The organism is Niallia sp. Marseille-Q9988 (genome assembly GCF_976954375.1).
Window position 1 is genome coordinate 401,829 of record NZ_CDRJSZ010000001.1, and the last position, 20,584, is coordinate 422,412.

At 37.6% G+C, this 20,584-nt stretch carries 35 protein-coding genes; 2 read left to right on the top strand and 33 right to left on the bottom strand.

The window, feature by feature from the left end; all coding sequences use genetic code 11:
* Positions 1–86 precede the first annotated feature (86 nt).
* Entirely contained in the window at positions 87–635 is a 549-nt protein-coding gene (locus tag ACWNMZ_RS01990; protein ID WP_051641032.1) for a helix-turn-helix domain-containing protein, read from the top strand.
* A 13-nt stretch (positions 636–648) separates the two neighbouring features.
* A complete protein-coding gene (locus ACWNMZ_RS01995) occupies positions 649–1,800 on the top strand; it encodes a site-specific integrase (protein ID WP_047943732.1) in 1,152 nt (383 codons plus the stop codon).
* A gap of 116 nt (positions 1,801–1,916) precedes the next feature.
* Here the strand turns inward: ACWNMZ_RS01995 and rpsI are convergent, their stop codons facing one another.
* The 33 genes from rpsI to rplD form a co-directional block, all read right to left on the bottom strand.
* On the bottom strand, positions 1,917–2,309 hold the full coding sequence (gene rpsI, locus ACWNMZ_RS02000) for a 30S ribosomal protein S9 (RefSeq protein ID WP_016204588.1): 393 nt from the start codon (positions 2,307–2,309) through the stop codon (positions 1,917–1,919).
* A 22-nt stretch (positions 2,310–2,331) separates the two neighbouring features.
* The gene (gene rplM / locus ACWNMZ_RS02005) at positions 2,332–2,769 is read right to left on the bottom strand and encodes a 50S ribosomal protein L13 (protein WP_016204587.1); all 438 of its coding nucleotides are present in this window, start codon (positions 2,767–2,769) and stop codon (positions 2,332–2,334) included.
* Positions 2,770–3,072: 303 nt separating this feature from the next.
* Positions 3,073–3,813, bottom strand: a complete 741-nt coding sequence (gene truA, locus ACWNMZ_RS02010) for a tRNA pseudouridine(38-40) synthase TruA (protein ID WP_285846554.1) — start codon at positions 3,811–3,813, stop codon at positions 3,073–3,075.
* Between the two features lie 11 nt (positions 3,814–3,824).
* On the bottom strand, positions 3,825–4,619 hold the full coding sequence (locus tag ACWNMZ_RS02015; protein ID WP_031540203.1) for an energy-coupling factor transporter transmembrane component T family protein: 795 nt from the start codon (positions 4,617–4,619) through the stop codon (positions 3,825–3,827).
* A complete protein-coding gene (locus ACWNMZ_RS02020) occupies positions 4,619–5,491 on the bottom strand; it encodes an energy-coupling factor ABC transporter ATP-binding protein (RefSeq protein ID WP_031540204.1) in 873 nt (290 codons plus the stop codon). Before ACWNMZ_RS02020 ends, ACWNMZ_RS02015 begins: the two co-directional genes overlap by 1 nt.
* Positions 5,467–6,306 (bottom strand): energy-coupling factor ABC transporter ATP-binding protein, encoded by an 840-nt coding sequence (locus ACWNMZ_RS02025; protein ID WP_031540206.1) that lies wholly within the window; start codon positions 6,304–6,306, stop codon positions 5,467–5,469. The genes ACWNMZ_RS02020 and ACWNMZ_RS02025 overlap by 25 nt, the downstream gene beginning before the upstream one ends.
* Positions 6,307–6,877: 571 nt before the next feature.
* Positions 6,878–7,240: a 50S ribosomal protein L17 gene (gene rplQ, locus ACWNMZ_RS02030; RefSeq protein WP_016204582.1), complete on the bottom strand. Its 363-nt coding sequence runs from the start codon at positions 7,238–7,240 to the stop codon at positions 6,878–6,880.
* Between the two features lie 57 nt (positions 7,241–7,297).
* Positions 7,298–8,242, bottom strand: coding sequence for a DNA-directed RNA polymerase subunit alpha (locus ACWNMZ_RS02035; RefSeq protein ID WP_109768975.1), 945 nt, complete (start codon positions 8,240–8,242; stop codon positions 7,298–7,300).
* 172 nt (positions 8,243–8,414) lie between these two features.
* Complete coding sequence (rpsK, locus tag ACWNMZ_RS02040; RefSeq protein ID WP_031537916.1) at positions 8,415–8,804, bottom strand: 30S ribosomal protein S11; 390 nt, start codon at positions 8,802–8,804, stop codon at positions 8,415–8,417.
* Positions 8,805–8,826: 22 nt separating this feature from the next.
* Positions 8,827–9,192: a 30S ribosomal protein S13 gene (gene rpsM / locus ACWNMZ_RS02045; RefSeq protein WP_031537915.1), complete on the bottom strand. Its 366-nt coding sequence runs from the start codon at positions 9,190–9,192 to the stop codon at positions 8,827–8,829.
* A gap of 22 nt (positions 9,193–9,214) precedes the next feature.
* The gene (rpmJ, locus tag ACWNMZ_RS02050; RefSeq protein ID WP_000868344.1) at positions 9,215–9,328 is read right to left on the bottom strand and encodes a 50S ribosomal protein L36; all 114 of its coding nucleotides are present in this window, start codon (positions 9,326–9,328) and stop codon (positions 9,215–9,217) included.
* A 37-nt stretch (positions 9,329–9,365) separates the two neighbouring features.
* Positions 9,366–9,584, bottom strand: coding sequence for a translation initiation factor IF-1 (gene infA, locus ACWNMZ_RS02055; RefSeq protein ID WP_016204578.1), 219 nt, complete (start codon positions 9,582–9,584; stop codon positions 9,366–9,368).
* 832 nt (positions 9,585–10,416) lie between these two features.
* The gene (locus ACWNMZ_RS02060) at positions 10,417–11,067 is read right to left on the bottom strand and encodes an adenylate kinase (protein ID WP_031537914.1); all 651 of its coding nucleotides are present in this window, start codon (positions 11,065–11,067) and stop codon (positions 10,417–10,419) included.
* Between the two features lie 61 nt (positions 11,068–11,128).
* Positions 11,129–12,424, bottom strand: coding sequence for a preprotein translocase subunit SecY (secY, locus tag ACWNMZ_RS02065; protein ID WP_031537913.1), 1,296 nt, complete (start codon positions 12,422–12,424; stop codon positions 11,129–11,131).
* Positions 12,424–12,864, bottom strand: coding sequence for a 50S ribosomal protein L15 (rplO, locus tag ACWNMZ_RS02070; protein ID WP_031537912.1), 441 nt, complete (start codon positions 12,862–12,864; stop codon positions 12,424–12,426). Before rplO ends, secY begins: the two co-directional genes overlap by 1 nt.
* 33 nt (positions 12,865–12,897) lie before the next feature.
* Positions 12,898–13,080: a 50S ribosomal protein L30 gene (gene rpmD / locus ACWNMZ_RS02075; protein WP_031537910.1), complete on the bottom strand. Its 183-nt coding sequence runs from the start codon at positions 13,078–13,080 to the stop codon at positions 12,898–12,900.
* Positions 13,081–13,093: 13 nt separating this feature from the next.
* Positions 13,094–13,594, bottom strand: a complete 501-nt coding sequence (rpsE, locus tag ACWNMZ_RS02080) for a 30S ribosomal protein S5 (RefSeq protein ID WP_016204573.1) — start codon at positions 13,592–13,594, stop codon at positions 13,094–13,096.
* Between the two features lie 23 nt (positions 13,595–13,617).
* Complete coding sequence (gene rplR, locus ACWNMZ_RS02085) at positions 13,618–13,980, bottom strand: 50S ribosomal protein L18 (protein ID WP_031537909.1); 363 nt, start codon at positions 13,978–13,980, stop codon at positions 13,618–13,620.
* Between the two features lie 32 nt (positions 13,981–14,012).
* A complete protein-coding gene (gene rplF, locus ACWNMZ_RS02090) occupies positions 14,013–14,549 on the bottom strand; it encodes a 50S ribosomal protein L6 (RefSeq protein ID WP_031537908.1) in 537 nt (178 codons plus the stop codon).
* A 31-nt stretch (positions 14,550–14,580) separates the two neighbouring features.
* Positions 14,581–14,979, bottom strand: coding sequence for a 30S ribosomal protein S8 (rpsH, locus tag ACWNMZ_RS02095; protein ID WP_016204570.1), 399 nt, complete (start codon positions 14,977–14,979; stop codon positions 14,581–14,583).
* A 30-nt stretch (positions 14,980–15,009) separates the two neighbouring features.
* Positions 15,010–15,195 carry a 30S ribosomal protein S14 gene (gene rpsN, locus ACWNMZ_RS02100; protein WP_009499044.1) on the bottom strand — a complete coding sequence of 62 codons (186 nt, stop codon included), beginning with the start codon at positions 15,193–15,195 and terminating at the stop codon, positions 15,010–15,012.
* Positions 15,196–15,220: 25 nt separating this feature from the next.
* The gene (gene rplE / locus ACWNMZ_RS02105; protein ID WP_031537907.1) at positions 15,221–15,760 is read right to left on the bottom strand and encodes a 50S ribosomal protein L5; all 540 of its coding nucleotides are present in this window, start codon (positions 15,758–15,760) and stop codon (positions 15,221–15,223) included.
* 27 nt (positions 15,761–15,787) lie between these two features.
* The gene (gene rplX, locus ACWNMZ_RS02110; RefSeq protein WP_016204568.1) at positions 15,788–16,099 is read right to left on the bottom strand and encodes a 50S ribosomal protein L24; all 312 of its coding nucleotides are present in this window, start codon (positions 16,097–16,099) and stop codon (positions 15,788–15,790) included.
* Between the two features lie 36 nt (positions 16,100–16,135).
* On the bottom strand, positions 16,136–16,504 hold the full coding sequence (rplN, locus tag ACWNMZ_RS02115; RefSeq protein WP_031537906.1) for a 50S ribosomal protein L14: 369 nt from the start codon (positions 16,502–16,504) through the stop codon (positions 16,136–16,138).
* 38 nt (positions 16,505–16,542) lie between these two features.
* Complete coding sequence (rpsQ, locus tag ACWNMZ_RS02120; protein ID WP_031537905.1) at positions 16,543–16,806, bottom strand: 30S ribosomal protein S17; 264 nt, start codon at positions 16,804–16,806, stop codon at positions 16,543–16,545.
* A gap of 20 nt (positions 16,807–16,826) precedes the next feature.
* Positions 16,827–17,030 (bottom strand): 50S ribosomal protein L29, encoded by a 204-nt coding sequence (gene rpmC / locus ACWNMZ_RS02125; protein WP_003351417.1) that lies wholly within the window; start codon positions 17,028–17,030, stop codon positions 16,827–16,829.
* The gene (rplP, locus tag ACWNMZ_RS02130) at positions 17,020–17,454 is read right to left on the bottom strand and encodes a 50S ribosomal protein L16 (protein ID WP_031537904.1); all 435 of its coding nucleotides are present in this window, start codon (positions 17,452–17,454) and stop codon (positions 17,020–17,022) included. Before rplP ends, rpmC begins: the two co-directional genes overlap by 11 nt.
* Before the next feature lies 1 nt (position 17,455).
* Complete coding sequence (gene rpsC, locus ACWNMZ_RS02135; protein WP_031537903.1) at positions 17,456–18,112, bottom strand: 30S ribosomal protein S3; 657 nt, start codon at positions 18,110–18,112, stop codon at positions 17,456–17,458.
* Positions 18,113–18,115: 3 nt separating this feature from the next.
* On the bottom strand, positions 18,116–18,457 hold the full coding sequence (gene rplV, locus ACWNMZ_RS02140) for a 50S ribosomal protein L22 (protein WP_016204563.1): 342 nt from the start codon (positions 18,455–18,457) through the stop codon (positions 18,116–18,118).
* 18 nt (positions 18,458–18,475) lie between these two features.
* Positions 18,476–18,754, bottom strand: a complete 279-nt coding sequence (gene rpsS / locus ACWNMZ_RS02145) for a 30S ribosomal protein S19 (protein WP_016204562.1) — start codon at positions 18,752–18,754, stop codon at positions 18,476–18,478.
* A 60-nt stretch (positions 18,755–18,814) separates the two neighbouring features.
* Entirely contained in the window at positions 18,815–19,645 is an 831-nt protein-coding gene (gene rplB / locus ACWNMZ_RS02150) for a 50S ribosomal protein L2 (RefSeq protein WP_251628851.1), read from the bottom strand.
* Between the two features lie 30 nt (positions 19,646–19,675).
* Positions 19,676–19,960 carry a 50S ribosomal protein L23 gene (rplW, locus tag ACWNMZ_RS02155; RefSeq protein WP_016204560.1) on the bottom strand — a complete coding sequence of 95 codons (285 nt, stop codon included), beginning with the start codon at positions 19,958–19,960 and terminating at the stop codon, positions 19,676–19,678.
* Entirely contained in the window at positions 19,960–20,583 is a 624-nt protein-coding gene (gene rplD, locus ACWNMZ_RS02160; protein ID WP_031537900.1) for a 50S ribosomal protein L4, read from the bottom strand. Before rplD ends, rplW begins: the two co-directional genes overlap by 1 nt.
* Position 20,584 lies beyond the last annotated feature (1 nt).

Sequence of the window (20,584 nt, forward strand, 5' to 3'; positions counted from 1 at the left end):
CATCCCGTTTTGAGAAATTCAAGTTGATATTTGTATTCATTATGTGTAATATTGATTTGTAATTACTCATTGGAGGTTGATAAATTATGTTTGGAGAACGAATTAGAACGTTACGAAGGGAAAAGAATATGACTTTAAGAGACTTAGCCGACAAGTTGAATATTCCCTTTACTACATTAGGAAATTACGAGCGGGAAGACCGGGAACCGAATGTTTCAACCTTTTTAGCATTGGCTGATTTCTTCGATGTAAGCGTCGATTATTTAACCGGAAAACAAGACATAAGAACATCAGATCAATATGGTTTCCAAAGGGATTTTAGCCTGCTTGAAGATCTACTGAAACAAGCTACTCCTGATATTAGGAAAAAAGCAGAAGACATCATTAACCAGTTGACTATAATCATTGGGGATGAACTAGAAGCAACAGATGTAAGAGAAACATCTAAAACATTTGAGCATCTATTCCAAGTTGTGGATTTTATTTTTAGTATGAAAATGGGATTTAAGTATAATTACGGGCAAGACCCTTCAACACCTTATGAATGTATAAAACTATATCTAGAGCACAAACCCACATTAGATATGAACTTAAATAACTTATGTGAAATTTACGCTAATAAGAAAAACGGTTAAATGAGGTGAAAAAATGGCATCATTTCAAAAATACACAACCAAACAAGGTCAAATGTGGTTATTTAAGACGGACACTGGAATTAATCCCGAAACAGGAAAAAGACAAACTACAACCCGAAGGGGCTTTAAAACCAAAAAAGAAGCACAAATAGCTGCTGCCAAGCTTGAACAAGAAATAGCGAGCGGAAGATCAATAAAGAATGACAACCTGACTTTTCAGAATGTATACGATCAATGGTTTTCCAATCATTCGAAAACGATTAAATTAAGCACAAAGAAAGCCATTGAATCCAAATTCAATAGGCATATATTGCCCCGCTTCAGCAAATTGAAAATAAAAGAAATAACAAGACCATATTGCCAAAAAATGATCAATGAAATCGCTCAATTAATTAAATCGGTAAATGACATAAAAATACAGGCTAACCAAGTATTCAAATATGCTTTAAAAATGGAGATTATTGAAAGGAATCCATTAGAGCATGTCACCATACCAAGACAGCAAAATGAAATTATTAATGAGGATAATGAAACGGATGAGCGGAATTATTGGAAAAAGGATGAGATACGTAATTTCCTTTCAATAACGAAACATGAATTAGATTTTCGAGATCATGTACTTTTTCATCTGTTAATCTATACCGGTGCACGCAAGGGAGAAATTTTAGCCCTTACATGGGATGATATTGATTTCGAAGCTGGCTCCATACGGTTAAACAAAACGTTATTTCATCATGATGGTAAATTCATCTTCCAAACGTCCAAAACAAGGGAATCTAAGCGTTTAATTAGCTTGGATCCTCTAACCCTCTCTCTGCTTAATAAATGGCGTATAAAGCAAAATGAAGCTTATTTAGCCGGGAAAGGTTATTTGAATAATAACAAGGTGGTTTTTGACAGGGATGATGGCTCTCCGATGCGGTTAGCCTATCCAAACGAAAAGCTGGCCGCTTTAATCAAAAAACATAACCTACACAAAATTACAATACATGGTTTACGTCATACTCATGCTTCCCTTTTATTCGAAGCAGGAGCCAGTATAAAAGAGGTTCAGGAGCGGTTAGGCCACTCTGATATACAAATGACGATGAACATCTATACACACGTAACAGATACGCTAAAAGAGCAAACTGCACAAAAGTTTCAAAGATATATTGAGTTATGAGATGTGGTCAGATGTGGTCAAAAATATTTTCGTGGTCAAAGTGTGGTCAAAAGCACTTTTCAGACATAAAAAAGACCCCCAACCAAATCGGTTGAGAGCCTTTGAAACATTGATAATTAACGTTTTGAGAACTGAGGTGCACGACGAGCGCCTTTAAGACCGTATTTTTTACGTTCTTTCATACGAGCGTCACGAGTTAATAATCCTGCACGCTTTAATGTTGGACGGTACTCAGGATCTACTTGAAGTAAAGCACGAGCGATACCATGACGGATAGCGCCAGCTTGACCAGTATAACCTCCACCGTTAACATTTACTAAAATATTGTAGCTTCCAGTAGTTTCAGTAGCTACTAGTGGTTGTTTAACAACTTCGCGTAAAGCTGCAAACGGGATATAACTTTCGATTTCACGACCATTGATGATGATTTGTCCGTCACCTGGAACTAAACGTACACGAGCAACAGAGCTTTTACGACGACCAGTACCGATATATTGAACCTGTGCCATTTGTTTTACCTCCCTTTATTAATTATCCACGAAGTTCGTAAACTTCTGGTTGTTGAGCTTGGTGCGGATGTTCGCTACCAGCATATACGTGTAATTTTCTATACATTTGACGACCAAGAGAATTCTTTGGAAGCATACCTTTGATTGCAAGTTCTAACATTTGCTCTGGATAGTTAGTACGCATTTCTAAAGCAGTTCTTTGCTTTAATCCACCTGGGTGCATAGAGTGACGGTAGTAAATTTTGTCAGTTAATTTTTTACCAGTCAATTCAATTTTTGAAGCATTTAAAAGAATTACATGATCACCAGTATCCACATGAGGTGTGAAAGTTGGTTTATGTTTACCACGTAGAATTGATGCTACTTCACTAGCAAGACGACCTAAAGTTTTGCCTTCAGCATCAATCACGTACCATTTACGATCAACAGTGTTTGAATTAGCCATAAACGTTGTACGCATGAGTTTCCCTCCTGAAATGTTTAATTATAATTTGTTTTAAATTACGAATGTTCTGTTCTTACGTCTATATGTTCACACAATTAAGTTCCGGGGCTTAATGTGGGATTAAAATACATACCATATTATGATATATCCTAGACTAGTATATGTCAAGGGAATGTTACACCAGGTTTAGTTGTTATGAGAAAAAAATTAGTTTTCTTTTTGTTTTCACTCACTAAATAATGATTTTTACTTATAAATAAGCTATTTCGGCATTTCAACATCATAGAAATTATAATTGTGGCGTGACATATACGGCATTCATTCATACATTACTTTCCAAAGATACAATCCATTCGCAGAAGCAGTTTTCCCAGCTGCTTTTCTATCTTTTTTCTCAATAATCATAGGGATATCCTGCGGAGATTTTTTGCCTCTTCCAACATCTAGCAATGTTCCAACCATGATGCGCACCATATTATAAAGGAACCCATTCCCTTGGAAGGAAAATATTAGCATATCTTCCTCCTCTGTTAACTTTATTCCCGTTACAGTTCTTACTTTTCTTTCTTTGTCTGTCTTAGCAGAGCAGAAACTAGTAAAATCATATTCTCCAATAAAATAGGTAAGTGCCTCTCTCATTGCCTCCACATTTAGAGTATATGGATAATAATAGGCATAATGGCGTTTAAATGGATCTCTCCGCTCCCCTAATTGAATAAAGTAACGATATTCTTTTGCAGTTACATTGTATCTTGCATGAAAGGCTTCAGACACTCTCACAGCATCAGCTATTACTATATCATGGGGCAACAAGGTATTTAGTGCAACCGGCCATTTTTCAGCTGGAATATCAAGAGCGCTATCAAAATGAATAACTTGTCCCTTCGCATGAACACCAGCATCGGTTCTACCTGATGCCTGAATCTTTATCTCTATCCCTTTATGAAGCTTTCTTAAAGCCTTTTCGATTTCACCTTGCACCGTTCGATCCTTTGGTTGAATCTGAAAACCACTATAATTTGAACCGTCATAGCTTATTGTACATTTGTATCTTTGCATCATATTCTCCACTATGTTCTTAATAAAAACAGCAAGGCTGTTACTAGTATCAAAATAATAATCATGATTGTATCGATTGGATTCCATACTAATTGACGATACTTTGTTCTTCCTTCTCCGCCTTGATAACCGCGTGCTTCCATCGCAATAGCAAGCTCCTCCGCCCGTTTAAAGGAGTTAACAAATAAAGGAATCAATAAAGGAATAATTGCTTGAATCCGACTTTTAATGGAACCACTAGAAAATTCTACTCCTCTTGCCATCTGAGCCTTCATAATTTTCTCTGTTTCATCCATTAAAGTGGGGATGAACCGCAAAGAAATAGACATCATAAGCGCCAATTCATGGACAGGAAATTTCACTTTCTTTAACGGCCCTAACAGTGTTTCAATTGCATCTGTTAATTCAATTGGGGTAGTTGTTAACGTAAGCAAGGATGTCATGATAATAAGCAGGAAGAATCGAATCGAAATCAGAACTCCCATTCTCACGCCTTCTTCATAAATGGTAATCCATCCCCATTCAAACAATAGCTCTCCATTCTTCGTGAAAAATAAATGCAAGATAAACGTAAAGATAATTAGCCAAAAAATGGGTCTTAATCCTAAATAAATATACTTTATCGGTACATTAGATATAGCTACTAACGTACCTACATATATAATTAATAAAGAATAGCTCCAAATATTGTTAGCTAAAAACACAATGCAAATAAATAGAAAAACAAGCAGTAATTTTGAACGGGGGTCCATTCTATGCAATAGCGAATCAACGGGAATAAAACGGCCAATAATCATTTTTCCCATTAACTACTCCCTACTTTCTTTTTTAAATACACTGCCAGCTCTTCTGTGAAGTCTTCCATCTTTAAATGTACTTGTCCCATTTTTATTCCAAATTTTTCTTCTATTTTTTTTTGAAATCGAACCACCTCAGGCTCATTCAACCCAATAGTGGCCAAATCTTCTGCATCCCTAAATATCTCAAGCGGAGTTCCCTGGCGATGAACTTTCCCTTTATTCATAATAACAATTTGATCAGCATAATGTGCTGCATCTTCCATACTATGCGTAACTAAAATGGTCGTTAAATTTCGCTCCTTATGAAGCTTGTAAAACATATCCATTATTTCTCGTCTGCCTCTTGGATCTAAACCAGCTGTCGGCTCATCTAAAACAAGTACATCCGGCTCCATTGCTAAAACACCCGCAATGGCAATTCTTCTCATCTGACCACCAGATAAATCAAAAGGAGACTTTAGGAGGAACTCTTTTGATAATCCCACTTCTCCTAATGCCTTTTCTGCTCTTTTCTTTGCCTCCGACTCTGAAATCCCAAAATTAAGAGGACCAAAACAAATATCCTTTTCAACCGTTTCTTCAAACAGCTGCTGTTCTGGAAACTGAAAAACAATACCTACTTTTTGCCGTATACTCCGCAGGTTCTTGTGCTTTTGTCCACCTTCAATTTTACGGTCACCTATTACGACCGTTCCTTTAGTTGGTGTTATAAGAGCATTAAGATGCTGTAAAATAGTCGATTTGCCAGATCCAGTGTGGCCAATAATTGCTACATAGCTTCCTGATGGAATGTCAAAGTTTACATCCTCTATCGCTAAACGTTCAAACGGCGAATTTTCCTGGTAACGATACTCTACTTTTTGAAGTGAGATGTCCATATGCCTGTCACCAACTCTTCTTCTGTTAAATATACTTCTTCTAATGAAATCCCCTTGTTCATTAAACTTTCTCTTAATTTAATTGTAAAAGGGATGTCTAAACCAATATCTACAAGTTCCTTCTGAAGCTTAAAAATTTCTTTAGGACTTCCTTCTTTATACACTTTCCCCTTATTCATTACGATGATACGGTCTGCTTTAGCAGCCTCATCTAAATCATGGGTAATGGAGATAATCGTCATATTTTCCTTTTGTAAATCTCTCATGATTTCAAAAACTTCTTCTCTTCCTTGCGGATCAAGCATAGAGGTAGCCTCATCTAATATAATAATTTCAGGTTTCAATGCAATAATTCCTGCAATAGCGACTCTCTGCTTTTGTCCACCAGATAGATGATGTGGCTCTTGATCAAGAAAAGATAACATCTTAACTTTTTCTAAAGAACTTTCTACTCTTGTTACCATCTCATTCCTTGGAACTGCGTTATTTTCTAAACCAAAAGCCACATCATCCTTAACCGTTGTACCAACAAACTGGTTATCGGGATTCTGGAATACCATTCCAACCTTTTTTCTAATATCCCACACAGAATCTTCCGTTATCGGAATACTATCTATTATAATTGAACCTTCATTAGAGAATTGTAATCCATTTAATAACTTAGCTAGCGTAGACTTACCTGATCCATTGTGTCCAACTACAGCAACCCATTCTCCTTTATTAACATGTAAAGAAACTTGATCTAGGGCGTTTTCTAATTGCTCCTCATATTTAAAGGTTACATTTTCGACCTTTACTAAAATCGTTTGGTCCATTACAATCCCACCATTTACTTACTAGATATTATCGATTATATATTACATAGGACTATTTATAAATAATATAATTTGCTAAATAAAGTACACTTTTTTTATTAAGTTTCCTACTTATCTACTGATGCTTAGTTGAACTAGTAGAACCATTACGGAAAGTGACTCCACTAACCATCTTTCTCCGCTTTCAAAAGTTAACATTAGTCATCAAAATATTTTGAGTAGGATAAAAAAATAAACTCGCCAATTGGGCGAGCTTTGAATTGGTTTAACATAAGATTATTTAAATAATCTCTGATATCCTATTTCTATGCTTGTTAAAATATATCTTATGGTATTCCACTTCTTAGCACCCTGCAGTCCTAATTAAAAATGAAAAAAGCCCGCACCTCATTCGATCGACCTATCGAAAGAAGAGGTGCACGAGCTAGACGAGTCATTAAATGAAAATCAATGCTCATCGTAACACTCTATATTGGCTTGATCATAAAGCGAGATTTAAAGAAAAAGGGCACTTGAACAAGTTTCATAACAATATAAACTGTCCCGCACCCTAAGTTTCTTTGAAATCCTATTATACTAACTCGATAATTACCATTGGTGCTCCGTCTCCACGACGAGGTCCCATTTTCATAATACGAGTGTAACCACCTTGACGATCAGTATAACGAGCAGCAACATCACTGAACAATTTTTGTACAGCATCTTGGTTTGTCTCAGCGTTAGCAACCTCGTGACGTACGTAAGCAGCTGCTTGACGACGTGCATGTAGATCTCCACGTTTACCAAGTGTAATCATTTTTTCTACAACAGAACGAAGTTCTTTTGCACGAGCTTCAGTTGTTTCAATACGCTCATTGATGATTAAGTCTGTAGTTAAGTCACGTAACATAGCTTTACGTTGTGCGCTTGTGCGTCCTAACTTTCTGTAACCCATGTGAGATTCCCTCCTTTTGTTAAAATACAAGCTTTATAGACATAGTCAAGAGACTAATCAGTCATCTTTTCTTAAGCCTAATCCAAGCTCTTCTAATTTATGTTTTACTTCTTCTAGAGATTTTCTACCTAAGTTTCGAACTTTCATCATATCTTCTTCCGTCTTATTAGCTAATTCCTGTACGGTATTGATACCAGCACGCTTTAGGCAGTTATAAGAACGAACAGAAAGATCTAATTCTTCGATTGTCATCTCAAGAACTTTTTCTTTTTGATCTTCTTCTTTTTCTACCATAATCTCAGCATTTTGAGCTTCGTCAGTTAACCCAACAAAGATATTTAAATGCTCAGTTAAAATCTTTGCACCAAGTGCAACAGCATCTTGAGGACCAGTACTACCGTCAGTCCACACGTCAAAAGTTAATTTATCATAATTAGTCAATTGACCAACACGAGTATTCTCTACTTGATAAGAAACACGAGATACCGGTGTGAAAATAGAATCAATAGGAATTACACCAATAGGTTGGTCTTCGCGTTTATTTTGCTCTGCTGGTGTGTAACCACGACCACGCTTTGCAGTTAAACGCATACGGAAATTACCGTTGCTACCTAGAGTTGCGATATGAAGATCTGGATTTAAGATCTCTACATCACTATCATGTGTAATATCTGCTGCTGTAACTACTCCTGCACCTTGCATATCAATCTCTAAAGTTTTTTCATCATCAGAGTATATTTTCAATGCTAGTTTTTTGATATTTAATATGATAGCTGTAACATCTTCTACGACGCCTTCAATTGTTGAGAACTCATGAAGTACCCCATCAATTTGAATGGATGTGACAGCGGCACCTGGCAGTGAGGATAGTAGAATACGACGTAAGGAGTTACCCAAAGTAGTACCATATCCACGCTCAAGTGGCTCGACGACGAATTTACCATACTTGGCATCATCGTTGATCTCAACCGTTTCGATTTTTGGTTTTTCTATTTCGATCATCAAGATATACCCTCCTTCAAAACGTCGAAACCCCGGTAAGCTTTACCGAAATTCCCCATGTTTACGTTCCCGCTTGTGCACAACAACTGGGTTAGTTAATAAATCTGTACGGGTTCTAAAAGTTTTAGTCATATCCCATTATAGACAAGGATACAAAATTTATACAGAAAAATTAAACTCGGCGACGTTTAGGTGGTCGGCAACCGTTATGAGGAACTGGAGTTACGTCTCTAATTGCTGTAACTTCTAGTCCTGCAGCTTGAAGAGCACGAATTGCAGCCTCACGACCTGCACCTGGTCCTTTAACTGTTACTTCTAAAGTTTTCATACCGTGTTCCATTGATGCTTTAGCAGCAGTTTCAGCAGCCATTTGTGCAGCAAATGGAGTAGATTTACGAGAACCTCTGAATCCAAGTGCACCTGCGCTTGACCATGAAAGAGCATTTCCATGAACGTCTGTAATAGTTACGATAGTATTATTGAAAGTAGAACGAATATGAGCTACACCAGCTTCAATATTCTTTTTAACACGACGTTTACGTGTATTAGTTTTACGTGCCATTATATTGTACCTCCTTTACCGATTATTTTTTCTTATTAGCTACAGTCTTACGAGGACCTTTGCGTGTACGAGCGTTGTTTTTCGTGTTTTGTCCGCGAACTGGTAAGCCACGACGGTGACGAAGACCACGGTAACAACCAATTTCCATTAGACGCTTAATGTTTAGAGAAATCTCACGACGTAGATCCCCTTCTACTTTTAAACGGTCGATAATATCACGAATTTTGTTTAATTCATCTTCTGTTAAATCACGAACGCGTGTATCTTCAGAAACACCTGCTTCTGCTAATACTTGTTGTGCAGTATTTTTTCCAATACCGTAAATGTATGTTAAAGATATTACTACACGTTTTTCACGTGGAATATCCACACCAGCAATACGTGCCATCTATATGCGCACCTCCTTGTTATTAACCTTGTTTTTGTTTGTGTTTAGGGTTTTCACAGATAACCATAACTTTACCACGTCTGCGGATAACTTTACATTTTTCGCAGATTGGTTTAACAGATGGTCTAACTTTCATTATCCTAACCTCCTTGATAGTACGGAGTGCAATCAGATTATTTAAAGCGGTAAGTAATTCTTCCGCGAGTTAAGTCATATGGAGATAACTCAACCGTTACTTTATCACCAGGTAAAATACGGATGAAATGCATGCGGATTTTACCAGAAACGTGAGCCAATACAGTATGACCATTTTCTAATTCTACCTTAAACATGGCGTTCGGCAAAGTTTCAGTGATTGTGCCTTCAATTTCGATTACATCGTCTTTAGCCATCGAATATCTCTCCTTTCCATAAAAAATACGAGATCCATCTTAACTAATATAGCAAAGTGTAGCTCTTCTTGTCACACGATCGTGCACATTAAACTACTCTGAACTGCTCCTATAATATAATAAAACTGCATTAAACTGCAACTAAATTATTATATCATAAGAATAGGTACTTCGTCCGCTATTAATTATAAAAAAATATATTTATAGGGAAGAAATAATAATAAGTTTAATGCTACCAACTAAACTTAGCTTTGGTAGATCATTCATTAATAGAAAAGAAATGATCTTTCCTTTGATTTACGAACATTCTATCAACAGCTTGTGTCTTATCGTATAGAAGTAAGCATGCAACGTATAGACAATTCCAAGAAAAATAAATCACCTTCAAAAGTCTAGCCTTAAATCTTCCACTACATACTTGTTTTCACTTGAAAAGCCACATAGATTTCGTATTTAAAGGATTTCGTAGAGCGTTCGACAACTTGCACACCTGGTCTAATACCAATCGTCATAATAGAAAGAATAATAGTTACATTACCTTCTTCACTACTAGATAAAAAAGCAATTTAAGCGGAGTTACCATGAAATCCAAAATACTCTGCACCAATTATCTAAATTGATTAATCTTTTAACGAAGATAAACATGTCAAAATAACACGGTTATGCTTTTTTTGTTACAGATATAACCATGAAAATTATTATACCTTTTGAAAAAAGGAAATGCATCATGTTTAGGAATAAACTCCTCAGCCATTTCATCCCAATTCTTCTATTTATTATCTCTGATTCATTTCCATGCTAGATAACAGATTAGTCAAAGCAAAAGTCACTTTTATTTTAAAGTACTTAGTAGTGCATCAAGATCTACGAAAACTTTATTAATATCTTGTTGACCATTAATGTTACGAAGATAGCCTTTTGACTCATAGAAATCAAGTAATGGTTTAGATTGCTTAATATTAACTTCTAAGCGATTTTTAACAGTTGCTTCATTATCATCAGCACGTTGGTATAATTCGCCGCCACAACGATCACAAGTATCTGGCTTAGATGGCGGATTAAATACTAAATGATAGGTTGCACCACAGCTTTTACAAATGCGGCGTCCTGTTAAACGCTCCATTAAGATCTCTTTATCCACTTGAACATTGATACAAAAGTCTAATTTCTTATTTAAATCAGACAAAATATTTTCTAAAGCTTCTGCTTGAGGAACAGTACGAGGAAAACCATCTAAAAGAAAGCCTTTTTCACAGTCATCCTTGCTAAGTCTTTCGCGAACAATACCGATTGTAACTTCATCAGGTACAAGTTCACCTTTATCCATAAAAGATTTTGCCTTAAGTCCAAGTTCTGTTTCGTCTTTCATAGCCGCACGGAACATGTCGCCAGTTGAGATATGAGGGATGTCATATTTCTCGACAATCTTCTCAGCTTGAGTACCTTTACCTGCGCCAGGGAGCCCCATTAAGACTAAATTCATGCGTATTCCCCCTCAAGTTCTCTTACATAAAATTCAAGGGACAAACGTCCCCTAAATTATACTATTTAATAAAACCTTTATAGTGTCGTTTAACTAGTTGAGATTCTAATTGCTTCATTGTCTCCAATGCAACCCCAACCACAATTATAATACTTGTTCCACCGATCTGTGCAGATTGTGGAAGTCCTGCAATATTAATAAAAAATACAGGTAGTATAGCAATAATGGCTAAGAATAGAGCTCCAACTAATGTTAAACGAGATAGAACACGTGACAAATATTCTTGCGTACTTTTACCAGGACGAATACCTGGGATATATCCACCTTGTTTCTTCAGGTTTTCAGAAACTTGTTCTGGGTTCACCTGAATGAAAGCATAGAAATAAGTAAACGCAATAATTAACACTGTATATATAATCATTCCTATTGGATGAGTATAATCAAATACTCTTTGTATCCAGGAAGTAACGTCATTTTGCGGTAAGAACGATGCAATTGTTCTTGGAGTTACCAAGAAGGAAACTGCAAAGATAACTGGAATAACACCAGCAGAGTTTACTTTCAACGGTAAATGTGTTGATTGTCCTCCTGCGCTGCTATTACCATTTACCATTCTTTTTGCATATTGAATCGGTATCTTTCTAAGAGCTTGCTGGATAAAAATTACCCCAACTACAATTGCAACGACAGCTATAATAATTAAAGCTAGCTTTACAATATTGAGAAATAATTGATCACCTGGATTGTCAAACTGCTGTGCATAGATTTGATTAGCCATTGAAGGAATTCCTGCAGCAATACCAGCAAAAATGATAATAGATATACCATTTCCAACACCTTTAGAAGTAATTAGTTCACCTAACCACATTAAAAAGGCAGTTCCTGCTGTTAATACAATAGAAATAACTAGATAGGATGCAAATCCAGGTTTTGTAATCAGTGCACCACCTGCAAGATTATTAAAACCATATGACATACCAAAGCCTTGGATAAGAGCTAGAACGATTGTAAAGTAACGCGTAAATTGTGTCAGCTTTCTACGCCCAGCCTCACCCTGCTTTGACCATTCCGTAAATTTTGGAACAACATCCATTTGTAATAAGCTTACAATAATGGATGCTGTAATATATGGCATGATCCCCATTGCAAGAATAGAAAAGTTTTTAAGTGCCCCACCACCGAAAGTATTTAAAATTCCGAAGGCACTGAAAGCATCTTGTGCTTTTAAGAAGTCTGCATTTACATAAGGTACAGGAATAAAAGTACCTAAACGAAATATAATCAACATTAATAGGGTGAATATGATTTTTCGTCTTATTTCACCCACGCGCATAAAATTGGAGATTGTCTTAAACATCAGATCACCTCTGTTTGACCGCCGGCAGCTTCAATAGCTTCCTTAGCAGCAGAGGAGAATTTGTGAGCTTTAACAGTAAGCTTTTTCTCTACGTTGCCTTTTGCAAGAATTTTAATTCCTGCTCTCTCGTTACTAACAACTCCTGTTTCGATAAGAAGTTCTGGAGTTACTTCAGTTCCATCTTCAAAACGATTTAGAGTATCTAAATTAACAATAGCGTATTCTTTACGGTTGATATTAGTAAAACCACGTTTTGGTAAACGACGGAATAAAGGAGTTTGACCACCTTCGAATCCTGGTCTTACACCCCCACCTGAACGTGCATTTTGACCTTTATGACCTTTACCAGCAGTTTTACCATTACCTGAACCGATACCGCGCCCTTTGCGTTTGCGTTCTTGACGAGAACCTTCTGCAGGTTTTAATTCATGAAGTTTCATTTTGGCACCTCCTTATTTGAAGAAGAATGATTTTTAATTTTCTGATACAGTTACAAGATGTGATACTTTATTGATCATACCGCGAATAGCAGCATTATCTTGTTGAACAACTGTTTGATTTACTTTACGTAATCCTAAAGCTTTAACTGTTTCGCGTTGGTCTTGCGGACGACCAATTACGCTTTTAGTGAGGGTAATTTCCAGTTTGTTTGCCATCTAATTTCCCTCCTTATCCTAACAGTTCTTCTACTGATTTTCCACGTAACTTTGCTACGTCTTCAGCACGTTTTAATTGTTTTAAACCGTCTAAAGTAGCACGAACCATGTTAATTGGTGTGTTTGTACCTAATGACTTAGATAAGATATCAGCTACACCAGCTAGTTCAAGCACAGCACGTACTGGACCACCAGCGATAACCCCAGTACCTTCTGAAGCAGGCTTTAATAGGATTTCACCAGCTCCGAAATGTCCGATAATTTCGTGTGGAATTGTTGTACCAACCATTGGTACTTCAATAAGATTTTTCTTCGCATCTTCAACCGCTTTGCGAATAGCATCTGGTACTTCTTGAGCTTTACCAGTACCAAAACCAACGTTACCATTTTTGTCCCCAACTACTACTAGAGCAGAGAAACGAAAACGACGTCCACCTTTAACAACTTTCGCTACACGGTTAACTGTAACTACGCGTTCTTCAAGTTCAAGTTTGTTTGGATCAATACGACGCATCTTTTTATGTCCCTCCTTGTCTATTAAAATTCTAGGCCGTTCTCACGAGCAGCATCAGCTAAAGCTTTAACGCGACCATGATATAAATATCCTCCGCGGTCAAATACTACTGATTTAATTCCTTTTTCTACTGCACGTTTCGCTACTAATTCACCGATCTTAACTGCAGCTTCTAAATTACCAGTAGATTCAAGGTTAAGCTCTTTATCTAATGAAGATGCACTTGCGATTGTTACACCTTTAACATCATCAATTAGTTGAGCGTAAATGTGTTTGTTTGAACGGAACACATTTAAACGAGGACGAGCTTCAGTTCCGCTAAGTTTAGAACGCACACGTGCGTGTCTTTTTCTACGGACTTGATTTTTATCAGCCTTCGTAATCATTTAGGTCACTCCTTTCGTTTACCTATGCGGCATTACTTACCAGTTTTACCTTCTTTTCTACGTACATATTCGCCTTCATAACGGATACCTTTACCTTTATAAGGTTCTGGTGGGCGAACATCACGGATGTTAGCAGCAAGTGCTCCAACACGCTCTTTACTAGTTCCTTTTACAACTACTTTCGTAGCAGATGGTACTTCGATTTCAATACCAGCTTCTGGTTCGATTTCTACTGGATGAGAGTAACCTACGTTCAACACAAGTTTGCTTCCTTGTTTTTGAGCACGGTAACCGACACCGATTAATTCAAGACCTCTTTCAAAGCCTTTTGAAACACCCTCAACCATGTTTGATAACAATGCGCGAGTTGTTCCATGTAATGCACGATGTTCCTTCACATCTGAAGGACGAGTTACATTAATCACGTTTTCTTCTAAGTTGATCGCAATATCAGAATTAAAAGTACGAGTTAATTCACCTTTAGGACCTTTCACCGTTACAGTACTTTTATCAATAGTAACTGTAACGCCTGCTGGTACTTCGATTGGTTTTTTACCTACACGAGACATTTAGTTGCACCTCCATTCATTAAACCTATTATTACCAAACGTATGCTAATACTTCTCCGCCAACTTGTTTCGCACGAGCTTCTTTATCAGTAAGTACTCCTTGAGAAGTAGAAACTAATGCAATTCCAAGACCGTTTAATACACGAGGTACTTCTGTTGCTTTCGCATAAACACGAAGACCAGGTTTACTAATTCTTTTAAGTCCAGTTATTACACGCTCGTTGCTTGAACCGTATTTTAAGAAAATGCGGATAATACCTTGTTTGTTGTCTTCGATATATTCTACATCACGTACAAAACCTTCACGCTTTAAAATTTCGGCGATCTCTTTTTTGATGTTAGAAGCAGGAACTTCTAATTTTTCGTGACGAACCATATTCGCATTACGGATTCTTGTAAGCAAATCTGCAATTGGATCTGTCATAACCATTTGTATTTACCTCCTTCCCAATATCGGGTTTTACCAGCTAGCTTTTTTCACACCAGGAATTTGTCCCTTATACGCTAATTCGCGGAAACAAATACGGCAAAGCTTAAATTTACGGTACACAGAATGTGGACGACCACAACGTTCGCAACGTGTGTATTCTTGTACTTTATATTTAGGCGTGCGTTTTTGTTTCGCAATCATTGACTTCTTAGCCACATCTTCGCCTCCCTCTAATTAGAGATTACTTTTGGAACGGCATTCCAAATTGAGTTAACAGTTCACGAGCTTCTTCATCTGTGTTTGCAGTTGTAACAATAACAATATCCATTCCTCTTACTTTGTTTACTTTATCGTAATCAATTTCAGGGAAAATTAATTGTTCTTTTACACCTAAAGTGTAGTTACCGCGACCATCAAATGATTTTTTAGATACACCACGGAAGTCACGTACACGTGGAAGAGAAACAGATACAAGTTTATCAAGGAATTGATACATGCGTTCTCCACGAAGAGTAACTTTTGCTCCGATTGGCATTCCTTCACGTAGACGGAAACCTGCGATTGATTTTTTCGCACGTGTGATTAATGGTTTTTGACCAGTAATTTGTGCTAATTCTTCAACAGCAACGTCTAATGCTTTAGCATTCGCTACAGCATCACCAACGCCCATGTTAACAACGATTTTTTCCAGTTTTGGAACTTCCATAACTGATTTATAATTGAACTTGCTCATAAGAGCAGGAGTAGTTTCTTTAACAAATTTTTCTTTTAGGCGGTTCATTCATTGTACCTCCCTTCTTCATTTGAACTATTTATCTAGAATTTCACCGGATTTTTTCGCTACGCGAACTTTTTTACCATCAACCGTTTTTGATCCTACACGAGTAGGTTCACCAGTTTTAGGGTCGATAGGCATAACGTTGGATACATGAATAGCGGCTTCCTGGTCATTGATTCCACCTTGTGGATTCAACTGGGATGGCTTAGAGTGCTTCTTAACAATATTAATCCCTTCAACGATCACACGATCTTTCTTAGGGAATGCAGCAAGAACAACACCTGTTTTACCTTTATCCTTACCAGAGATGACCATTACTTTGTCACCTTTTTTTACATGCATCTTTTCGCACCTCCTTAAAGGCAATTAAAATTTATATTATAGTACTTCTGGAGCTAATGATACAATCTTCATAAAGTTATTGTCGCGAAGTTCGCGTGCAACTGGTCCAAAGATACGTGTTCCACGTGGACTCTTATCATCACGGATAATTACACATGCGTTTTCATCGAAACGAATGTAAGTACCGTCAGCACGACGAACACCACTTTTAGTTCTAACGACTACTGCTTTTACTACTTCACCTTTTTTAACAACGCCACCTGGTGTTGCTTGTTTCACAGTAACAACGATGATATCACCGATGTTTGCAGTTTTACGTCCTGAACCACCAAGAACTTTAATAGTAAGTACTTCACGAGCACCAGAGTTGTCAGCAACTTTCAAACGTGATTCTTGTTGAATCATGTGTGTAACCTCCCTTCGGGATGCTTAATTCCGAACAATTATATAATAACTGCTTTTTCTACTACTTCTACAAGACGGAAACGTTTTGTAGCTGATAATGGGCGAGTTTCCATAATACGTACGATATCGCCAGTTTTTGCTGTGTTTTGCTCATCATGAGCTTTATACTTCTTAGAGTATTTCACGCGTTTGCCGTATAATGGGTGTTTTTTGTATGTTTCAACAACAACTGTAATGGTTTTATCCATTTTATCAGATACAACACGACCAGTATAGACTTTGCGTTGATTGCGTTCGCTCATTCTACGAACCTCCTCTCAACTTATCGATTATTGACGCCGATTTCTCTCTCACGAATGACAGTTTTCATTCGAGCGATCGCTTTGCGTACTTCACGAATGCGAGCTGTATTTTCAAGTTGTCCAGTCGCTAATTGAAAGCGAAGGTTGAAAAGCTCTTCTTTTAAGGATTTAACTTTTTGTTCAATTTCAGCAGTGGTAAGGTCACGAATTTCATTAGCTTTCATTAGTTTCACCACCAATTTCTTCACGTTTTACAAACTTACATTTAACAGGAAGTTTGTGCGCTGCAAGACGAAGTGCTTCACGAGCGATCTCTTCAGATACACCAGCAACTTCGAACAATATTTTTCCAGGCTTAACTACTGCAACCCAACCTTCAGGAGCACCCTTACCGGAACCCATTCGGACTTCTAGAGGCTTAGCAGTGTAAGGCTTATGTGGGAAAATTTTAATCCAAACTTTACCGCCACGTTTCATATAACGTGTCATTGCAATACGAGCAGATTCGATTTGACGGTTTGTAATCCAAGAAGCTTCTAAAGATTGTAGACCATATTCACCGAACGCAACTTCTGTACCACCTTTTGCTTGACCACGCATTTTACCACGGTGTACACGACGATATTTTACACGTTTAGGTAGTAACATATTATTTGCCTCCTTCCTCAGTTTTCTTCTTCGTTGGAAGGATCTCTCCACGATAGATCCAAACTTTTACACCTAATTTACCATAAGTTGTATCAGCTTCAGCAGTTGCATAATCGATATCTGCGCGTAGAGTGTGCAATGGAACAGTTCCTTCGCTATAAGACTCTGAACGTGCGATATCTGCGCCACCTAGACGACCTGATACCATTGTTTTAATACCTTTAGCTCCAGAGCGCATTGAGCGTTGGATCGCTTGTTTTTGAGCACGACGGAAGGAAACACGATTTTCTAATTGACGAGCAATGTTCTCAGCAACTAGTTTAGCATCCATGTCTGCTCTTTTAATTTCTAAGATATTGATGTGTACACGTTTGCCAGTAAGTGAGTTAAGAGCTTTACGTAAAGCTTCAACTTCTGTACCACCTTTACCAATAACCATACCTGGTTTAGCAGTGTGGATAGTAACATTTAAGCGGTTTGCTGCACGCTCGATTTCTACTTTAGAAACAGAAGCATCGCTTAGGCGTTTTGTAATATACTCACGTACCTTTAGGTCTTCGTGTAAAAGATCAGCATAGTCTTTACCTGCGAACCATTTAGATTCCCAGTCACGAATGATCCCAACACGTAAACCGACTGGATTTACTTTTTGACCCACTAATTACCCCTCCTTCTTTTCTGATAAAACGATAGTAATATGGCTAGTGCGTTTGTTAATTTGACTTGCACGACCTTGTGCACGTGGACGAAATCTCTTTAGAGTTGGTCCCTCATTAACATATGCTTGCTCAACCACTAGGTTATTAATATCCATTTCGTAGTTATGCTCTGCATTAGCAACAGCAGATTTTAGAACTTTCTCTACGATTGGAGAAGCTGCCTTTGGAGTTAACTTCAAAATAGCTACCGCTTCACCAACTTGCTTTCCTCGAATTAAATCTACGACTAAACGAGCTTTACGAGGAGCAATACGAACTGTATTTGCAACAGCTTTTGCTTGCATTGGAATGCCCTCCTCTCATTAACGTCTTGTTTTCTTATCGTCACTTGCATGACCTTTGTAAGTACGAGTTGGAGCAAATTCTCCAAGTTTGTGACCTACCATGTCTTCAGTAACATAAACTGGCACATGTTTACGACCATCATAAACAGCGATTGTTTGACCGATGAATTGTGGGAAGATCGTAGAACGACGAGACCAAGTTTTAACAACTTGCTTCTTATCACTATCACTTAATTTTTCGATCTTTGTTAGTAAATGATCATCAACAAAAGGTCCTTTTTTTAAGCTGCGACCCATAATGGAACCTCCCTTCGTGATTGTTCTACGGTTCTATCATTGAACCGTAGTTCAACCCCGTTATTTTTTACGGCTACGTACAATAAATTTATCAGATTTATTCTTCTTGCTACGCGTTTTGTAACCAAGTGTTGGTTTACCCCAAGGAGACATTGGTGATTTACGTCCGATTGGAGCGCGTCCTTCACCACCACCATGTGGATGGTCATTAGGGTTCATTACAGATCCACGTACAGTTGGGCGTTTACCTAACCAACGATTACGACCTGCTTTACCAATGTTGATTAGTTCGTGTTGTTCATTACCAACTTGACCGATAGAAGCACGGCATGTAGCAAGGATTAAACGAACTTCACCAGAGTTTAAACGTACAAGTACGTATTTACCTTCTTTACCAAGCACTTGAGCGCTTGTTCCAGCAGAGCGAACTAATTGTCCACCTTTACCTGGCTTTAACTCGATGTTGTGGATTACTGTACCAACTGGAATGTTAGCAAGTGGTAATGCATTACCCGGCTTGATATCAGCCTCAGGTCCTGACATAACTTCTAATCCAATTTCTAAATTTTTAGGTGCAAGAATGTAGCGTTTTTCACCATCTACATAATTGATTAGCGCGATGTTAGCAGATCTGTTTGGATCATACTCAATTGTAGCAACGCGTCCTGGAACGCCATCTTTGTCACGTTTAAAATCGATAACACGATATTGACGCTTATGACCTCCACCTTGATGACGAACAGTTAACTTACCTTGGTTATTACGGCCGCCTTTTCTGTGTAAAGGAGCAAGCAATGACTTTTCTGGAGTACTTGTAGTGATTTCACTAAAGTCAGAAGACGTCATGTTACGTCGACCATTGGAGGTAGGTTTATATTTTTTAATCGCCATTTGTGTTCCCTCCTCTTCTAAATATTATTATTAAGCTTCAAAGAATTCGATTTCTTTGCTGTCAGCTGTTAATTTAACAATTGCCTTACGACGTTTGTTTGTGTATCCACCAAAACGTCCCATACGTTTGAATTTACCTTTATAGTTCATGATGTTTACTTTTTCAACTTTAACGCCAAAGATTTCTTCAACTGCATCTTTAACTTGAGTTTTATTAGCTCTTACATCAACTTCAAACGTGTATTTTTTGTCAACCATTAAATCAGTAGAACGTTCAGTGATAACGGGGCGCTTAATCGTATCGCGTGCATCCATTATGCAAGCACCTCCTCTACTTTTTCAACCGCTGCTTTTGTCATGATTAATTTATCATGGTTTAAAACATCTAAAACTGTAATTCCAGTAGCAGTAACAACTGTTACCCCCGGGATGTTACGAGCAGATAATGCTACGTTCTCATCAAGATCAGCTGTAACGATTAATGCTTTCTTTTCAACAGAAAGATTACCTAGTACCGCTTTGAATTCTTTCGTTTTAGGTGCATCAAAAGCAAGGCTTTGTAATACTAAAATATTTTCTTCTAATACTTTAGCAGATAATGCAGATTTAATTGCTAGTCTACGAACCTTTTTAGGTAGTTTGTAGCTATAGCTACGTGGAACTGGTCCAAATACTGTTCCACCACCACGCCATTGTGGAGATCTGATAGATCCTTGACGTGCACGTCCTGTACCCTTTTGGCGCCATGGCTTACGTCCACCACCAGCAACCTCAGAACGAATTTTAGTTTTATGAGTTCCTTGACGTAATGAAGCTCTTTGCATAACAACAGCTTCAAATAAAACATGATTGTTAGGCTCGATACCAAATACTGATTCATTTAATTCGATATCTCCAGCTTGCGTACCGTCTTGGTTGAATAATGCAACTTTAGGCATT

Excerpts from the sequence above, each read along its gene's own strand:
- rplP (WP_031537904.1), bottom strand. The coding sequence starts at position 17,454 with ATGTTACTACCTAAACGTGTAAAATATCGTCGTGTACACCGTGGTAAA.
- rpsH (WP_016204570.1), bottom strand. The coding sequence starts at position 14,979 with ATGGTTATGACAGATCCAATTGCAGATTTGCTTACAAGAATCCGTAAT.
- rplV (WP_016204563.1), bottom strand. The coding sequence starts at position 18,457 with ATGCAAGCAAAAGCTGTTGCAAATACAGTTCGTATTGCTCCTCGTAAA.
- rpsE (WP_016204573.1), bottom strand. The coding sequence starts at position 13,594 with ATGCGTCGTATTGATCCAAACAAACTTGAACTTGAAGAACGCGTAGTT.
- secY (WP_031537913.1), bottom strand. The coding sequence starts at position 12,424 with ATGTTTAAGACAATCTCCAATTTTATGCGCGTGGGTGAAATAAGACGA.
- ACWNMZ_RS02015 (WP_031540203.1), bottom strand. The coding sequence starts at position 4,619 with ATGGGAAAAATGATTATTGGCCGTTTTATTCCCGTTGATTCGCTATTG.
- ACWNMZ_RS02020 (WP_031540204.1), bottom strand. The coding sequence starts at position 5,491 with ATGGACATCTCACTTCAAAAAGTAGAGTATCGTTACCAGGAAAATTCG.
- ACWNMZ_RS01995 (WP_047943732.1), top strand. The coding sequence starts at position 649 with ATGGCATCATTTCAAAAATACACAACCAAACAAGGTCAAATGTGGTTA.
- rplO (WP_031537912.1), bottom strand. The coding sequence starts at position 12,864 with ATGAAACTTCATGAATTAAAACCTGCAGAAGGTTCTCGTCAAGAACGC.
- rplQ (WP_016204582.1), bottom strand. The coding sequence starts at position 7,240 with ATGGGTTACAGAAAGTTAGGACGCACAAGCGCACAACGTAAAGCTATG.
- rplR (WP_031537909.1), bottom strand. The coding sequence starts at position 13,980 with ATGATTACGAAGGCTGATAAAAATCAAGTCCGTAGAAAAAGACACGCA.
- rpsQ (WP_031537905.1), bottom strand. The coding sequence starts at position 16,806 with ATGAGCGAACGCAATCAACGCAAAGTCTATACTGGTCGTGTTGTATCT.
- ACWNMZ_RS02025 (WP_031540206.1), bottom strand. The coding sequence starts at position 6,306 with ATGGACCAAACGATTTTAGTAAAGGTCGAAAATGTAACCTTTAAATAT.
- rplE (WP_031537907.1), bottom strand. The coding sequence starts at position 15,760 with ATGAACCGCCTAAAAGAAAAATTTGTTAAAGAAACTACTCCTGCTCTT.
- ACWNMZ_RS02035 (WP_109768975.1), bottom strand. The coding sequence starts at position 8,242 with ATGATCGAAATAGAAAAACCAAAAATCGAAACGGTTGAGATCAACGAT.
- rpsK (WP_031537916.1), bottom strand. The coding sequence starts at position 8,804 with ATGGCACGTAAAACTAATACACGTAAACGTCGTGTTAAAAAGAATATT.
- rplW (WP_016204560.1), bottom strand. The coding sequence starts at position 19,960 with ATGGATGCACGCGATACGATTAAGCGCCCCGTTATCACTGAACGTTCT.
- truA (WP_285846554.1), bottom strand. The coding sequence starts at position 3,813 with ATGCAAAGATACAAATGTACAATAAGCTATGACGGTTCAAATTATAGT.
- rpsM (WP_031537915.1), bottom strand. The coding sequence starts at position 9,192 with ATGGCACGTATTGCTGGTGTGGATATTCCACGTGAAAAACGTGTAGTA.
- rplB (WP_251628851.1), bottom strand. The coding sequence starts at position 19,645 with ATGGCGATTAAAAAATATAAACCTACCTCCAATGGTCGACGTAACATG.
- ACWNMZ_RS01990 (WP_051641032.1), top strand. The coding sequence starts at position 87 with ATGTTTGGAGAACGAATTAGAACGTTACGAAGGGAAAAGAATATGACT.
- rplD (WP_031537900.1), bottom strand. The coding sequence starts at position 20,583 with ATGCCTAAAGTTGCATTATTCAACCAAGACGGTACGCAAGCTGGAGAT.
- rpsS (WP_016204562.1), bottom strand. The coding sequence starts at position 18,754 with ATGGGTCGCAGCTTAAAAAAAGGACCTTTTGTTGATGATCATTTACTA.
- rplN (WP_031537906.1), bottom strand. The coding sequence starts at position 16,504 with ATGATTCAACAAGAATCACGTTTGAAAGTTGCTGACAACTCTGGTGCT.
- rpmC (WP_003351417.1), bottom strand. The coding sequence starts at position 17,030 with ATGAAAGCTAATGAAATTCGTGACCTTACCACTGCTGAAATTGAACAA.
- rpmJ (WP_000868344.1), bottom strand. The coding sequence starts at position 9,328 with ATGAAAGTTAGACCATCTGTTAAACCAATCTGCGAAAAATGTAAAGTT.
- rpsI (WP_016204588.1), bottom strand. The coding sequence starts at position 2,309 with ATGGCACAGGTTCAATATATCGGTACTGGTCGTCGTAAAAGCTCTGTT.
- rplM (WP_016204587.1), bottom strand. The coding sequence starts at position 2,769 with ATGCGTACAACGTTTATGGCTAATTCAAACACTGTTGATCGTAAATGG.
- infA (WP_016204578.1), bottom strand. The coding sequence starts at position 9,584 with ATGGCTAAAGACGATGTAATCGAAATTGAAGGCACAATCACTGAAACT.
- rplX (WP_016204568.1), bottom strand. The coding sequence starts at position 16,099 with ATGCATGTAAAAAAAGGTGACAAAGTAATGGTCATCTCTGGTAAGGAT.
- rpmD (WP_031537910.1), bottom strand. The coding sequence starts at position 13,080 with ATGGCAAACAAACTGGAAATTACCCTCACTAAAAGCGTAATTGGTCGT.
- ACWNMZ_RS02060 (WP_031537914.1), bottom strand. The coding sequence starts at position 11,067 with ATGAATTTAGTCTTAATGGGGCTCCCTGGCGCAGGTAAAGGTACTCAA.
- rplF (WP_031537908.1), bottom strand. The coding sequence starts at position 14,549 with ATGTCTCGTGTAGGTAAAAAACCAATCGAAGTACCAGCAGGCGTTACA.